Source organism: Hydrogenophaga sp. SL48 (assembly GCF_021729865.1).
Classification (GTDB): domain Bacteria; phylum Pseudomonadota; class Gammaproteobacteria; order Burkholderiales; family Burkholderiaceae_C; genus Hydrogenophaga.
The window spans coordinates 2,232,280-2,246,370 of record NZ_CP063400.1; the positions used below are offsets into that span (position 1 = coordinate 2,232,280).

15 protein-coding genes are annotated in these 14,091 nt (G+C 65.4%); 2 read left to right on the top strand and 13 right to left on the bottom strand.

The genetic code is table 11. The annotated features are described in order from the left end of the window. The first annotated feature begins 15 nt into the window (after nt 1-15). Complete coding sequence (locus tag IM738_RS10585; RefSeq protein ID WP_236965822.1) at nt 16-450, top strand: Lrp/AsnC family transcriptional regulator; 435 nt, start codon at nt 16-18, stop codon at nt 448-450. Here the strand turns inward: IM738_RS10585 and IM738_RS10590 are convergent. From IM738_RS10590 to dctP, 9 genes are all read right to left on the bottom strand, one after another. Continuing rightward, nucleotides 425-1,444, bottom strand: a complete 1,020-nt coding sequence (locus tag IM738_RS10590; protein ID WP_236965823.1) for a ketopantoate reductase family protein — start codon at nt 1,442-1,444, stop codon at nt 425-427. The genes IM738_RS10585 and IM738_RS10590 overlap by 26 nt on opposite strands. Before the next feature lie 4 nt (nt 1,445-1,448). Continuing rightward, nucleotides 1,449-2,087: an RraA family protein gene (locus IM738_RS10595; RefSeq protein WP_226493180.1), complete on the bottom strand. Its 639-nt coding sequence runs from the start codon at nt 2,085-2,087 to the stop codon at nt 1,449-1,451. 86 nt (nt 2,088-2,173) lie between these two features. Continuing rightward, a complete protein-coding gene (locus IM738_RS10600) occupies nt 2,174-3,052 on the bottom strand; it encodes a TauD/TfdA dioxygenase family protein (protein WP_236965824.1) in 879 nt (292 codons plus the stop codon). A gap of 74 nt (nt 3,053-3,126) precedes the next feature. Continuing rightward, the gene (locus IM738_RS10605) at nt 3,127-4,371 is read right to left on the bottom strand and encodes an alpha-hydroxy acid oxidase (RefSeq protein WP_236965825.1); all 1,245 of its coding nucleotides are present in this window, start codon (nt 4,369-4,371) and stop codon (nt 3,127-3,129) included. 149 nt (nt 4,372-4,520) lie between these two features. Next, nucleotides 4,521-5,333, bottom strand: coding sequence for an IclR family transcriptional regulator (locus IM738_RS10610; RefSeq protein ID WP_226493183.1), 813 nt, complete (start codon nt 5,331-5,333; stop codon nt 4,521-4,523). A gap of 75 nt (nt 5,334-5,408) precedes the next feature. Continuing rightward, nucleotides 5,409-6,329: an SMP-30/gluconolactonase/LRE family protein gene (locus IM738_RS10615; protein ID WP_236965826.1), complete on the bottom strand. Its 921-nt coding sequence runs from the start codon at nt 6,327-6,329 to the stop codon at nt 5,409-5,411. Between the two features lie 22 nt (nt 6,330-6,351). Further along, on the bottom strand, nt 6,352-7,656 hold the full coding sequence (locus tag IM738_RS10620; protein WP_236965827.1) for a TRAP transporter large permease: 1,305 nt from the start codon (nt 7,654-7,656) through the stop codon (nt 6,352-6,354). After that, the gene (locus IM738_RS10625; RefSeq protein ID WP_236965828.1) at nt 7,656-8,222 is read right to left on the bottom strand and encodes a TRAP transporter small permease; all 567 of its coding nucleotides are present in this window, start codon (nt 8,220-8,222) and stop codon (nt 7,656-7,658) included. Before IM738_RS10625 ends, IM738_RS10620 begins: the two co-directional genes overlap by 1 nt. A gap of 1 nt (nt 8,223) precedes the next feature. Beyond that, nucleotides 8,224-9,222, bottom strand: a complete 999-nt coding sequence (dctP, locus tag IM738_RS10630; protein ID WP_236965829.1) for a TRAP transporter substrate-binding protein DctP — start codon at nt 9,220-9,222, stop codon at nt 8,224-8,226. A gap of 233 nt (nt 9,223-9,455) precedes the next feature. On the opposite strand from dctP, the gene IM738_RS10635 reads away from it, so the two are divergent. After that, a complete protein-coding gene (locus IM738_RS10635; protein ID WP_226493188.1) occupies nt 9,456-9,767 on the top strand; it encodes a hypothetical protein in 312 nt (103 codons plus the stop codon). A gap of 42 nt (nt 9,768-9,809) precedes the next feature. Here the strand turns inward: IM738_RS10635 and IM738_RS10640 are convergent, their stop codons facing one another. The 4 genes from IM738_RS10640 to IM738_RS10655 are packed head-to-tail and all read right to left on the bottom strand — an operon-like array spanning nt 9,810 to nt 14,013. Beyond that, nucleotides 9,810-11,225, bottom strand: a complete 1,416-nt coding sequence (locus IM738_RS10640; RefSeq protein ID WP_236965830.1) for an FAD-binding oxidoreductase — start codon at nt 11,223-11,225, stop codon at nt 9,810-9,812. 25 nt (nt 11,226-11,250) lie between these two features. Beyond that, nucleotides 11,251-12,522: a TRAP transporter large permease gene (locus IM738_RS10645; protein WP_226493190.1), complete on the bottom strand. Its 1,272-nt coding sequence runs from the start codon at nt 12,520-12,522 to the stop codon at nt 11,251-11,253. A 3-nt stretch (nt 12,523-12,525) separates the two neighbouring features. Continuing rightward, complete coding sequence (locus IM738_RS10650; protein WP_226493191.1) at nt 12,526-13,059, bottom strand: TRAP transporter small permease; 534 nt, start codon at nt 13,057-13,059, stop codon at nt 12,526-12,528. Further along, nucleotides 13,060-14,013, bottom strand: coding sequence for a TRAP transporter substrate-binding protein (locus IM738_RS10655; RefSeq protein WP_236965831.1), 954 nt, complete (start codon nt 14,011-14,013; stop codon nt 13,060-13,062). Between the last annotated feature and the right edge of the window lie 78 nt (nt 14,014-14,091).

Sequence of the window (14,091 nt, forward strand, 5' to 3'; positions counted from 1 at the left end):
TTTGATCGCTTCGACATGGCCATCCTGCGGGAACTGCTGGCCGACTCGCGCAAGACGCTGCAGGACATCGGCGCTGCGGTGCACCTCTCGCCCACCACTTGCTGGAGCCGCATCAAGCGACTCGAAGCCGAAGGCGTGATCAAGCGCTACACCGCCGACCTCAACCGCGCCAAGCTCGGCTGGCAAGACACGGTCATCGTGCAACTCACTCTGGACAGCCATACCGACGAAGCGCTCTACGCGTTCGGCAAGACGCTGGCCACCATCCCCGAGGTGATGGAGGCCTACCTGATCTCGGGCGACTACGACTACTACATCCGCATCGCGGTGAAAAACACGCGGGACTACGAGCGGCTGTTGCGCGAAAAGCTCTACAAGATCCCCGGGATCCGCCACAGCAAGTCGAGCTTCGTGCTGCGCGTGCTCAAGGACGAGCGCATGCCGCTGTGAAGCCGGCCGAGCGGTCAAGCCCGCGCAGCAGCGGCAGCAGCAGGTCGAGCACCGGGCAGGCGGTGCCCGCCGCCCTCGCAAACGCCTGCACCTGACCCAGAATCGGTTCGATCTCCATGCCGCGCCCGAGCACGGTGTCTTGCAGCATGGATGGGCGGATGACCGGTGCGGCCCGGCCATCCACTGCTGCGCCCAGCCGGGGCGCCGACTTAGCCACCGCGATGCGGTCAGACAGATCGGCGCCGTGGGCCGCCGCCACCGCAGCCACTTCATCGATCACGGCTTCGTACATGCCCAACAGCGCAGGCTCGAACGCGAGCTGGTTCACGGGCAGCCGCGTCAGCGCGCACAGGGCATTCATGGGTGCGTTGCGCAACAGCTTGGCCCACACCTCGGTGCGGATGTCGGGCCCCGCCTCGGCGTTCAGCCCTGCCCCACACAGCAGGCCGGTGATGACGCGCAAGCGCTGCGACAGCCCACCGCCGGGTTCACCGAGCACCCAGCGGTTGTTGGCGGTATGCTGCACCACGCCGGGTCGCAGCACCTCGTTGGCCGAATAAACCACACCGCCCAGCGCGCGCTGGGGTCTGACAGCGTTCCACAGCGCGCCGGTCGGGTCCAGCAAGGGCAAAGGCTCTCCGGGTACCGCTGGCCCCCGGTGGTGCCACCACCACGGGATCCCGTTGTTGAGAAACACGGCGGTGCCCGCAGGCCCAAGCAGCGCGGCCATGTCCTGCGCGGCAGCGGGCTGCGAATGCGCCTTCAAGGTGACGAACACCACGTCTTGTGGAGGCAGGGCCTGGGCGCGGTCGGTGACAAGCGCGGGCCGCACCACCAGGGTTTCCTCCGGCGTGACCAAGGTGATGCCGCCGGCGGCGATGGCCCGGAGCTGCTCGCCCCGTGCCACCACAGACACCTCGTGCTGCCCCGATGCCAGCAGACGGGCAGCGAGGTAACCGCCGACCGCGCCGGCGCCGAAAACGCAGAGCCTCATGGCCTCAGTCGTCGAAAGCCGCGTCGATCTCCTGCACCTGCATGCCTGCGTAAATCGCGGCAGCACCACTCAGCTCCCACACCGCAGCGCCCGCGCGAACCTTCTCTGCCGCCTCGTCCTCCTTGCGCATCTTGGCCAGGGCCGCGGTGACCACCTGGTCCGCGTCGTCGCGGGGGATGCAGATCACGGCATCGCCATCGGCCACGATGAGATCACCGGGCCTCACCTCGACACCCTCACAGACCACCGGCGCGTTGACGAAACCGTGCCCGCACTTGTCGGGGTGGATGGGCCAGATGTGGGTGGACCACACCGGGAAGCCGAGCGCGCGGACCTGGTCCACGTCGCGCACGCAGCCCTGCACCACCACACCGGCCAGGCCCTTTTGCAAAGCGTAGCGGGTGGCAAGATCGCCCCACTGCGCACCAGACAGCTCGGCCTGGCAAACCACCACCAGCACATCGCCGGGCTGGGCCAGGTACAGCGCGCGATGCATCATGAGGTTGTCACCGGGCCAGCAGAACGCAGTGACCGCCGGGCCGGCGATCTTGGGCTGCCCCTCCCGGATCGGACGCAGGCGCGCGCCGAGCAAGGCGCTCCGACCCCGCGTGCCCATGGACTCGTGGATGTCGGCGACGGTCACGTCACGCGCCTTTGCCACAACTTCAGCCGTAACCCGACGTACCTTGAGATACACCTGTGAAGTGCTCATGTTTGCGTTCTCCTGCTTCAAGCGTGGGGGACGCAGTAATCGGTGGCCGCCAGGCGGAAGGTGGTGCGCTTCATCAGGCGCGGCTGGTCCAGCTTCATCGGGTCTCGCCGGTGCATCGTGCAGCCGTTGTCCCACATCATCAGATCGCCGTTGTGCACCTTGTGCCGGTACGCCAGCGACGGGTGCCCCCCCGCCTCGAACAGGATCGGCAGCACCCGCGCGCTCTCTTCTTCCGACAGCCCCTCGATCCCGATCAGCGTGGTCGGGTCCGCGTACAGCGCCTTGCGCCCGGTGTGCGGGTGCCTCAGCACCAGCGGGTGCGTCGCATCCGGCAGGCTCAGCATCGCGTTGGCCTTGGCCTTGTCCTGCAGCTCCAGCGTGTTGAGCAGCGCGTAGCGCTTGGCGTAGCGGCAGGTGCCGTTGCGCCCTTCGATCAGTTGCTGGATGTCTTGAGGCAGCCGTTCCCAGGCACCGTACTGGTCGGCCCAGTAGATGTCCCCGCCGTCGCGCGGCACCTCCGTGCCGTACAGGATGGCGCCGGTGGCCGGGCGCACCTGGAAGGTCTGGTCGGAGTGCCAGTCCACGTCCTCTCCACCCGCGAAGCCACCCACGAAGCGCCCGTCCGAGTACTTCAATGTGCTGAAGTAGATGATCTGCTCGTGGTACGGCGACTGGATGTCTTTGCGCCCGGAGGTCTCGCACTTGCCGAAGTGCTCGGTGAAGCGCACCAGCTCGGCCTCGTCCAGCGCCTGGCGCCGGAAGATCATCACCGGTGACTTCTGCCAGATCGCCTTGAGTTCGGCGATGGCCGCCGGATCGTCCACGATGTCCTGGATGGCCACGTGCACCTGCACGGCAAAGTCGGAATGCAGCGGGCTGGTCTGAATGGATTTCATCTTCGTTGTCTCCTGTGTCGTTGGGTCTTGATGTCCACCCGCGAGTCAGTCGGGCTTCATGTGGGCAGCCTGGATCACCTGGGCGTAGTTGCGCCGCTCTTCTCGCAACCAGGCAACTTGTAGAGGTTGGACGCTGAATCGTCGTTCAGGGTGTCAGCGCGCGATTGGACCTCGGGCCAGAGGTAACTCGCATCCAGATCATTGAAGTTGCGGCAACCGATCTGCGCCATCACCATGTCCACCTCGTTGCGCACGATCTGAAGCACGCGGGCCACGCCAGCCTGCGCGCCGGCGGCCACGCCGTACAGCGTCGGTCGACCGAAGATCACGGAGTGCGCACCCAGGCAACGCGCCATCACCACGTCCGAGCCTCGGCGCACGCCGCTGTCGAGGATGAGGGTCACCCGCTCCCCCACCGCGTGCCGGATCAGAGGCAGCACCTCCAGCGGCGAAGGTGCGGCGTCAAGCTGGCGCCCGCCGTGGTTGGACACCACCAGGCCGTTGACGCCCAGGCCAACCGCCTCGCGTGCGTCGTCTGGGTGCATCAGGCCCTTGATCACCAGCGGCCCCTTCCACACATCGCGGATGCGGCGGATGTGTTCCCAGTTCACCATTGGCGCCGGCGTCAAGGTGCCGTACATGTCGGCCACCTGGCTCGCGCTGGCACTGTCCGGGGCATAGGGCATCCAGTTGCGCATCATCGGAATACCGCCAGTGCGCAGGTAACGCAGCACCCAGGCCGGGTGGCCCATGGCATTGAGCACCACCGCGGGCGTCATGCGCAGGGGCCTCGAAAAACCGTTGCGTCGGTTGCGCTCCCGATTGGAGTTCACCGGCACGTCCACCGAGATCACCAACACACCCACCTGCGACCGGATGGCCCGCTGCACCAGGTCTTCGTTGATCTGCTCGTTGCTCGTGCAGTACATCTGAAACCAGACGTGCTCGGGCGCCACCCGCATGCCGTCTTCGAGCGAAGCGTTGGCGGCGCTGGACAACAGGAAGGGCACGTTGGCATCGCGCGCGGCGGCGGCCAGCATCAGATCGGCGTCGGGCCGCCACAGACCGGCCAGGCCCGTGGGCGAGATGCCCATGGGGCTGTTGTAGCGGCGACCGAACAGCTCGACCGACTGGTCGCGCTGGCTCACGTCGCGCAAATAGCGCGGCAACAGCCGGTATTGCCCGAAAGCCTCGCGGTTGCGCTGCAGGCAGCGCTCGTCGTCGGCGCCGCCATCTATGAAGTCGAAGGCGATGCGCGGCAACTTGCGCCGGGCCAGCAGGCGCATGTCTTCGAGGTTGACAGCAGATTGGATGTTCATGGCGCGGCGTTTTGTCTCTCTGCCGCCACCATAAGCGCGCACCTCGCTGGCGCGAAGTGCCTGCGCGTCGGTCGTTTCACATATTGAACTTGTGCACGGCCCACTGTCGAACGTACGGCCTGGACACTGGGCGCACGCGCGCCACCGCTTCAGAGGTTGAAGGTCGCGGCCTCGGTCGATAGCTTGCCCGCAACGGCCTGCAATTCGTCGCGCAACAAGGCCAGGCGATCTTCGCCATACAGCTCGGCCGTACCCATCAGGCACAGCGCGGCGAAGGCTTCACCGCGACCGTCGCGCACCGGCACCGAAAACGCGTGCAGGCCCGGCACCACGTCGCCGAGATTGACACCAAATCCGTGACGGTCCGATCGCTCGCGCATTTTCTGCAGCGCTTCCAGCCGCCCGGCACCACGGCGCGCGACCTCCTGGGCAACGTTGTCCAACAGCACCTCACGCACCTCACGCTCGGGCAATGTCTGCAGGATCGCGACACCGCCCACCGACGTGAACAGGGGCCGGCGGGTGCCCGGGTGCACCATCAGGCCCGAAAGCGGCAAGCTGCCCGCACGCACGCTGCAGACGTATTCGTTCCCACTGCGCAGCAACAACAAGGAAATGCCCGCCATGCGTCGGGCAAACGCCTGCACCGCCACCTCGGCCTTGAGATGAAACTGGGTGCGCTCGGGCAGCGCCAGACCCAGTTCGTACATCAAGGGGCCCGGCAGGTAGTGCCGATCGCTAGCGCGCTGCTCGACCAGGCGCTCGTCCACCATGCAGGCCAGCATGCGGTGCACCGTGGCCTTGTCCTGGTGGCATGCGGCGGCAAGGTCGGAGAGGCGCCAGCCGAACTCCGGCCGCGCGGCGATCATGCGCATGAGCTTGATGCCCCGTCCCAGGCTCTGTGTACCGGCGCGATCGGAGCCGGAGGCCGGTTGCTCCAGCGCAAGAAGTGCAAGGTTCATGGTGCTGGCATTGTCTTACCGGCACCTACCGAGCGCCATACAGGTTTGCACCAAGGCCGCGCGGTGTTCGCTGCGTCAGCGCACCACGTGCGAGTGCATCGGCCGTCCGGCCACCGGCACGCGTGTGGCGAACACGCAGCCGCTACGCGACTCCAGCATGTACAGCGTGCGGCCGTCGCTGCCGCCATAGGCGCAATTGGTGGTGTAGATCCCCTCGGGCGAGTCGATGCGGTACAGCGGCTCGCCACGCGGGCTGAACAGCCACACCGCACCGAACCCGACGTGGCACACGGCAAGGCCGCCTTGTTCGTCCAGCGCGATGCCGTCCGGCCCACCGCCGCCAGACATCTGGATGTACACACCGACCTTGGTGGCGGTGCCGTCGGCCATCAGCGGCACGCGCCAGATGGCGTTGTCGCGCGTGGCTGCCAGGTAAATCGCGGTCTCGTCCAGGTTCATCACCAGCCCGTTGGGACTGGGAATGCCCTGCAGCACCACGTCGAGTTGCCCCGACGGGCGCAGGCGGAACAGTCGGCCGCTTGGGTCGTGCAGGCCAGTCTGGCCCTGGTCGGTGAAGTAGAGGTCGCCGTTGGAGGCAAAGAACAGGTCGTTGCAGCCCTTGAACCGTTCCAGCCGGGCTCGCTCAAGGTGGGGTTCGATACGGCCGGTGCGGGGGTCAAGCACCATGATGCCGTGGCGGTAGTCGGCAATGAAAGCGCTGCCGTCGGGGTGAAACTTCAGCCCATTGGGTTCGCCGTCGTACTCCGCCGCCAGTTCGACGCCGCCTTGTGGATCGATGCGGAAGATGCGCCCCCAGGGGATGTCCACGACCCACAAGTTGCCGTCTCGGTCGAATGAGGGCCCCTCCAGAAACACCGGCGCCGCGGCGCCGTGCAGCTGGGTGCGGGCCCATTCGCTTTCACGGGTGTGGGAGCGGAAGCGCTCGGGGATGCGGGTGAACACCTCGGCCTTCAGTCTTTCGGGGGGAGCAAACATGGGACGCCTTCCGGGTGAGTAGTCAGCCGCCAGACACCTGGCTGGGCAGCCAGAGCGCCAGCTCAGGCCAGACCACCAGCATCAGCAACAAGAGGAACATCAGCAGGTGAAACGGTACCGTGCCCATCACCACGTCGGACAGATTCCCGCGTGAGATGCTCTGGATCACAAACAGGTTGATGCCAATCGGCGGTGTGATCTGGCCCATCTCGATGAACAGCACCACGATGATGCCGAACCAGACCGGATCAATTCCATAGTTGTGCAGCAGCGGGTAGAGCAGCGGAACGGTGATGACAATCATGCCCAGGCTCTCGACCAGCGCCCCCAGAACCGTGAACAGGATCAACAGCGCCACGAAGAACTCAAACTTGTTAAGTTTCATTCCGATGATGAAACTGGTGACCTCTTCACCCACGCCCGCATAGCTCATGGCGTAAGAAAAGATGAAAGCTGCATAGGTGATGAACAGGATGTTGCTCACCGCCAGGGTCGAGCGCTTCAGGCACGCCTTGAACTCGTGCCATGGCAGTTCGCCAAACAGCTTCGCAATCAGCAAGGCAAAGATGCAACCCGCCGCAGCGGCCTCGGTCGGGGTGGCAATGCCGGTGTAGATGGCACCCATGATGCCGACGATCAGCAACATGAAAGGCACAACATCGATCAGCGCACGCAGCACGACCTGCCGAGACAGCGCACCCTCCTCACGCGGGGCGATACCAGGGCGCAGCACTGCTGCCACGGCGATGTACGCCATGAACAACAAGGTCAGCACGATGCCCGGCACGATGCCTGCCATGAACAGCTTGGCGACCGAGGTTTCGGTGAAGGTGGCGTACACGATCATCGCGATCGATGGCGGGATCAGGATGCCCAGCGTGCCACCGGCCGCGAGAGAACCAGTCGACAGACGGGCGTCGTAGCCACGCGCATGTAACTGCGGCAACGCCACTTTTCCGATGGCCGCCGCCGTGGCGATGCTCGATCCGCTGACCGCTGCAAAAACAGCACACCCCGCCACATTGGTCTGCAACAGACCGCCCGGCACCTTGCGCACCAATTGCGACAGTCCGCCGTACACCCGCAGGCCCAGGCCACTGCCTTGCAGAATTTCTGCCATCAGCACAAACAGCGGAATCGAGGTCAGTGTGTAGGCGTCCATGCTGCCCCAGCTGGTCAGGCCCAGGCCATGCAAGGCGCCGATGCCGCCCTGCAGGTAGAGATAAACCAGGCCTGGCAGCAAGATGGCGAACGGCACCGCCATGCCCACCCCCAGCAGGCCGATGAACAACACGAAGATGAAAACAATCTGGTATTCGCCAAACATCACACGTCCTTGTTGCCGGAGACCGCGCGCAGGCGCCTCCAGTCTGCTGCCACGGTGCGCAGCAGCGCCCAGGTGAGCACCAGCGCACCGACCGGCATCGCCAGGCGCGGCACCCACAGCGGCGTCATCAGACTGGTGGCCGCCACGTCTTCCGATTTCCAGGTGATCCATTCGAAACGCGCGAACTCGCCGAACAGCACCAGGGCAACCCCCAGGGCCGCCAGATCGAAACCCAGCCGCAGCCGGGCGCGCCCGGCCGGCGACAGCCGGTTCTCGACAAAGTGCACCCGGTGGTAGGCGTGCATCAACTGCCCCGATCCCAGCGAGAGAAAGGCGATGGCCACCAGGGCGTAGCCACCGACTTCGTTGCTGAACTGGATCGACCAGCCGAACGCGCTACGAACCAGCATCTCGGCACCCATCATCACCACCAGACCGACCACGATCCACTGGCTGATCCAGCGGCACACGGTGGCCGCAAGGCCTTCATCCGGGCTGAAGGCGTCTGCGTCGGCGCTGTCAAAGTCCAGGTTTTCGAAGGCCTCGACACGGGAGGGGGCCCCCATTTCAGCGCCCCACGGCGGTGCGCACCTTCTGCAAGGCCTCGGCGGCGGCCGGGCGCTTCTCGCCCCACTCCTTCCAGTACGGTGCGATGCGGCGCTCGGCATCGGCCAGTTCGGCCTTGCTGGGTTCGGTGATGACCATGCCTCCCTCAGCCAACTTCTTGGTGAGCTCCTGGTCCTCTGCGGCCATGGCCGCAGAGATCTTGGCCGTGTGTTCGGTCACCAGGGCTTGCACTTTGGTGCGTGTATCGGGCGAGAGTTTGTCCCAGGCATCCTTGTTCACCAGGATCAGCGAATCCACGAAGCTCACGTTGAGGCGGTAGCTGTACTTCAGCAGGTCGCGCCAGACGTAGCCGTAGCCCGAGCTGGCGGTCAACGCGCCATCAATGACGCCGCGGTCAATGCCTGCAGCCACCTCAGAGGTGCCCAGAGTCACGGGAATGCCCCCCAACACCTTGATGAACTCGGCCTGCTCGGGCGAGATCACGCGGATCTTCTGCCCGGCAATGTCGGCCAGCGAGGTGAGCTTCCTCTTCGACCACATCACGTTCTCAGGAAAGATGTAGCGTCCGAGCAGCACGATGTTGCGTTTGTTGAACTCCGCCCGCAGGTAGGTGGACTCGATGTCCCAGGCCTTTTCGAATTCACTGCGCGCCGGCAGAAACATGGGCAGCCGCACGATGCCACCCACGGGCACACTGCCGACAAAAAATGCGTCATCGCCCATCTGCACCACATTGTCGCCCACAGCCTGCGTGATGTTGGTCGCGGCGATGGGCAAGGTGCCCCCCAGGTTCAGGCGGACGGCGAGCTGGCCCTGCGTTTCCTTCTGGACCGCCTCCAGCATGGCATTGAGCCCCTTCACCGAGGTGACCGTGGCCACGGCGTTGTAGGTGTAGGCGCGCCAGTTGTCAGCGGCGGCGGCTGGTCCTGCTGCCATCAGCGCCGTCGCCAGCAAGCAGGCGGCGCTGACGCGCCGGGTGATTCGTGTGCTCAATGCCATGTCTGTCTCCTGGTTGGTAAATCCCTCCCCGGTGCAAGCCGAGGACAGGTGGCGCTACGTTAGCCCCCCGTCACCCGCACAGGGATGCCCATGCCCATTTCAGTTTCACATATTGAACTTTTCAGAAGCTGTGCCTGCATTGTTTCAACCGTTGAAAACTTCGGTCTGCGCCAGCGCCTGGGCGGCACGCGCTGGGACAAACTGGCACCCGTTCCGACAGCTTACCAACGACCATGAAACGAGACGCCGTCCGATCCCTCAAACGCGATCTGCGCAAGGGCTTGCACTCGGGTGCGAGCGATGCTGCTCGCACCCGCACCCAGGAGTCCGCACTGATGCTGCTGACCCGCAGCATCGCCTTCGGCCATGGCCGGCTGGCCTTGCTGCGGCTGGATCTGGCGGTGGCGGCGGGCGCGCTGGTGGCACACGAACAATGGGCGTATTGCTCGCGCGTCGCATTGGCCAGCCAGGACATCAAGCTTCAGGATCTGTACCGGTTGGCGGCCGTGAGGGCCTCGCAACAACGACACCTGCCCACGGCATGAGGGCGTTTCGCCAGACTTGCCGTCCTACCCTGACGGCGGTCGTCATTGGGGCGAGATCACCTTGCCCGGATTCATCAGGCCCAGCGGATCGAGCGCCTGCTTGACCGCCTGCATTAGCGCGAGTTCAAGCTCACTTTTGTAGCGGGCATTTTCGTCGCGGCGCAGTTGCCCCAGGCCGTGTTCTGCGCTGATCGAACCTTGAAAGGCGACGACCTGGTCGTGGACCAGCCGGTTGATTTCGGGCTGCCGCTCGGCAAACGCCGCCGCATCACTGCCCGGCGGCGCGAGCACGTTGAAGTGCAGGTTGCCGTCCCCCAGGTGCCCGAACCAGGCGACCCGGGCGCCCGGCGCGGCGCGGGCCACCAAGGCCTCGGCGTCGCCCACGAACGTGGCTACGTGAGACGCCGGCAGTGAAATGTCGTGTTTGATGTGCGGCCCATCCAGCCCCTGTGCCTCCGAGATGTGTTCACGCAGCGCCCACAACTGCCGGGACTGAGACAGCGACTCGGCCACCACCCCGTCCACCACCGTGCCCACGTCCATGGCAAGACCCAGCACCCGCTCCAGGGCATCCCGGGCACCGGCTTCGCCATGGTGATCCGACACCTCCAGCAGCACAGCAAGAGGATGATTCGTGGCGAACGGCCAGCGCAGAGCGGGAAAGTGCCTCGCCAGCAAGGGCACGCAGGCGTTCGATATGACCTCGAACGCCGTGAGTGCCGGGCCCAGCGCCAGGCGCGCCTGGGTCAGCAGCGTCACCGCGTCGGTCAGCGACGGCAGCGCCATCATCGCGGTCAGCGTGGCCCTGGGCGGCGCGAACAGCTTGAGTGCCGCCGCCGTGATCACGCCCAGCGAGCCTTCCGAACCAATGTAGAGCTGCTTCAGGTCGTAGCCAGTGTTGTCCTTGCGCAAGGCGCGCAAGCCATTCCAGACCTGTCCATCCGGCGTCACCACTTCGAGGCCCAGGGTCAGCTCGCGCATGTTGCCGTAGCGCAGCACCGCCGTTCCACCCGCGTTGGTGGCCAGGTTGCCACCCACCGTGCAGCTGCCCTGCGCGGCCAGCGACAGCGGAAACAGGCGCCCTGCCCCGCGCGCGGCATCCTGCAGCGCCTGCAGCGTCACCCCGGCCTCCACCACCACGGTGTCGTTGGCTGCGTCGATGTGGCGGATGCGGTTCAGGCGGCACAGGTTCAGCACGAGCTGCTGCCCGTAGGCGTCGGGCGTGGCACCACCCGACAGACCGGTGTTGCCACCCTGCGGCACCACGGCGACACCCCGGTCATGGGCGAGCGCCATCACGGCCGCCACCTCGGCGGTGCTACCGGGCCGCACCACCGCCCTGGCCCGTCCAAGGTACTTGCGGCGCCAGTCCGTGTTGTAGGCCGCCATATCGTCGGGCAGCGTCAGCACATGGGCGTCGCCCACCAGCGCACGCAGCGCCGCTACCAGATCCGTCATACTGTGTGTCCAGGCGAAGAGAGTGTCACTTGACCAGTGCCAGAGCGAAGGTCGGCACATAGGTGACGACCGCCAGCACCACCAGCATCATCAGCACAAAGGGCGTGATGGCCCGCGCCACAGGCCAGAGCTTGACCCCGCTGATGGCCATGCCCACAAAAAGGCAATACCCTATGGGTGGCGCCGCCATGCCGATGGCCACGTTGGTGACCATCATGGCGCCGAAGTGGATCGGATCAACGCCGAACTGGTTGGCGATGCTGATCAGCATCGGCCCCAGGATGACCATGATCGCGATCTCGTCCATCACGGCGGCGAGAAGGAAGAAGCCGATGTTCAGCGCCAGCAGCATCATCCATTTCTCATGGACATGCTGCGCCAGCCAGCTGGCCAGCTGGTTGGCCAGCTGCTCCTGCGCGACCAGAAAGCCAAAGCCGCTGGAGACCACGATGATGGCCATCACGATGGCACTGATGGCCATGGCACGAGACACCACCTGTGGCAGCTGGCTCCAACTCAACCGGCGCTCGATCACAACACCGACAAACAGCGCGTAAAGGCAGGCGACGACCGCAGCTTCCGTCGGCGTGAAGGCCCCGCCGTAGATCCCCCCCAGCACCACCACCGGCGCGAGCAACGCCCACATACCCTCGCGCAAGGCCGCCACCGCCTCCGGCCAGGTCGCCCGTGGCTCCCTGGGTTGCGGACTGCGCAGCGCATGGGCCACGACAATGACCGCCATGCCCAGCGCCATCAGCAGGCCGGGCAGCACACCCGAGAGAAACAGCTTCGCGATCGACTGTTCCGCGATCACCCCCCAGATCACGAATGCGATGGAAGGCGGGATCAGCGGCGCCAGCACACCCGCGCTCACCACGAGCGCGGTGGCGTAGGCCCGGCTGTACCCGCGCTCGGTCATGGCCGGGATCATCACGGCACCGATGGCCGCCGTGGTGGCCGGCGCCGAACCGCTGACGGCCGCAAAGATGAGCGCGGCCACGATCACCACCAGACCCAGGCCCCCGGGCAGGTGGCGCACGAAGACCTCGGCCACCCGCACCAGGCGTTGCGACAAACCGCCCGCGCTCATGAGCTCACCCGCCAGCATGAAGAAGGGAATGGCCAACAGCGTGAAGCTCTGCGTGCCCGCCACGATGGTCTGGGGCAGCAGCATGGGCTCGATGCCCACGGTGAGCAGGACCGCGATCACGCTGAGGGCGATCGCAAACGCGAAGGGCACCCCGAGCAGCACCAGGCCGGTGAAGCCCGCTGTGAGAATCCAGGCGGTGATGGACATGGTTCAGTTGGTGGGAGTTGTTGAAGCGTCCGGCCTGGCGCCAGGCCCCAGCAGGGCATGTTCGAGGGCAAACACCGCGACGAGCACGCCGCACACCGGTGCAGCGGCGTAGAGACCGGTCAGGGGGTAACCGATGGCGGCCGAGGTGAACCCCGTTGAATCCGCCACGTAGCGCACCCCCGACCAGGCGGTGAACACCCCGGTGAACGCGATGGCCAGCGAGACCAGCCGTTCCATGCCCGTTCGCAGCGGTTCGGGCAGGCGGTCCACCAGCAGATCCATGCGAACATGGATGGCGTCGCGCACGCCGGCCGCAATCGCCAGCAGCGTGCCCCAGGTGAAGCAGGCCAGCGCCAGCTCTTCGGTCCAGCTGGCGGCATGCCCGAACACGTAGCGCATCACCACCTGCAGCGACAGCGACACGAGCATGACCCCTGTGAGACCCAGCACGGCCCAGCGAACCAGGCGCAACAGATGATCACAGGTGCCGTGCACAAAGGGCGCCAGTGCAGTGCCCTGCTTCATGAACAGCGCCATTCACTTCACCTGTTCAAGGGCCATGGTCATCAGGTCGGCGCCGATGCCTGGCTTGAATTTTTCGTACATCGGTGCCACCGCCTTGCGGAAGGCAGCCGGGTCGGAAACCGTGTTGACCTTCATGCCCTTGCTCTGCAACACACCAACCATCTGGAGACCATGCTCAAAGTTGGCCTTGCGCTGCTCGGCCACGGCCACCCTGGCGGCATCGGTCACGGCCTTGCGCTGCTCCGCCGACAGCTTGCCCAGGGTGCGGTTGCCAATCAGCAGTTCCAGGGCCGTGTAGGTGTGGTTGGTCTGTGAGAGGTACTTGGTCACCTCGTAGACCTTCAGCGAGTCGATGAAGGCCAGCGGCAGCTCAAGACCATCCACCATGCCCTGCTGTACGGCGGTGTAGGTCTCGCCCCAGGCCATGGGCACGGCAGAGCCACCGAGCGAGGTGAACATGTCGATGAACACCGGGTTCTGCATGACGCGGTACTTGACCCCGATCACGTCGGCCGGCGTCTGAACGGGCTTCTTGTTGTTGATCATGTGGCGAAAGCCGGCTTCCATGTAGCCGAGCACGGTGATGCCCTTGGCCTCCAGGCGCTTGGACAGCTCTTTGCCCACGTTGCCGTCCAGCACGGTGCGGGCCTGGACCTCACTGGCGTACAGGAAAGGCAGATCGTTGAGCTGGAACCCGGGTTCCATCTGCGCCACCACCGCGTTGGTGATGATGGCGGCGTCCACGGTGCCGAAGCGCATGCCCTCCATCATGGGCTTCTCGTCCCCGAGTTGCCGGTTGGGAAACAGCTGCACCTCGATCGTGCCTTTGCTCGATGCTTCAAGCGCCGTCTTGAAGGCGCGCGCACCGATGGCCGACGGGTCCTGCGGTCCATCCGCCGTGGCCCAGCCCAGCTTGATGACGGTTTTGGCCGGTTGAGCAAGGGCCGTGGGCACAGCAAGAACCATGGCCAAAGTGGCCAGACAAACGGACATGAAAGTTTTGCGGAAGGTCACCATTGTCTCCTTGTGTTGAAGGGAAAAAGC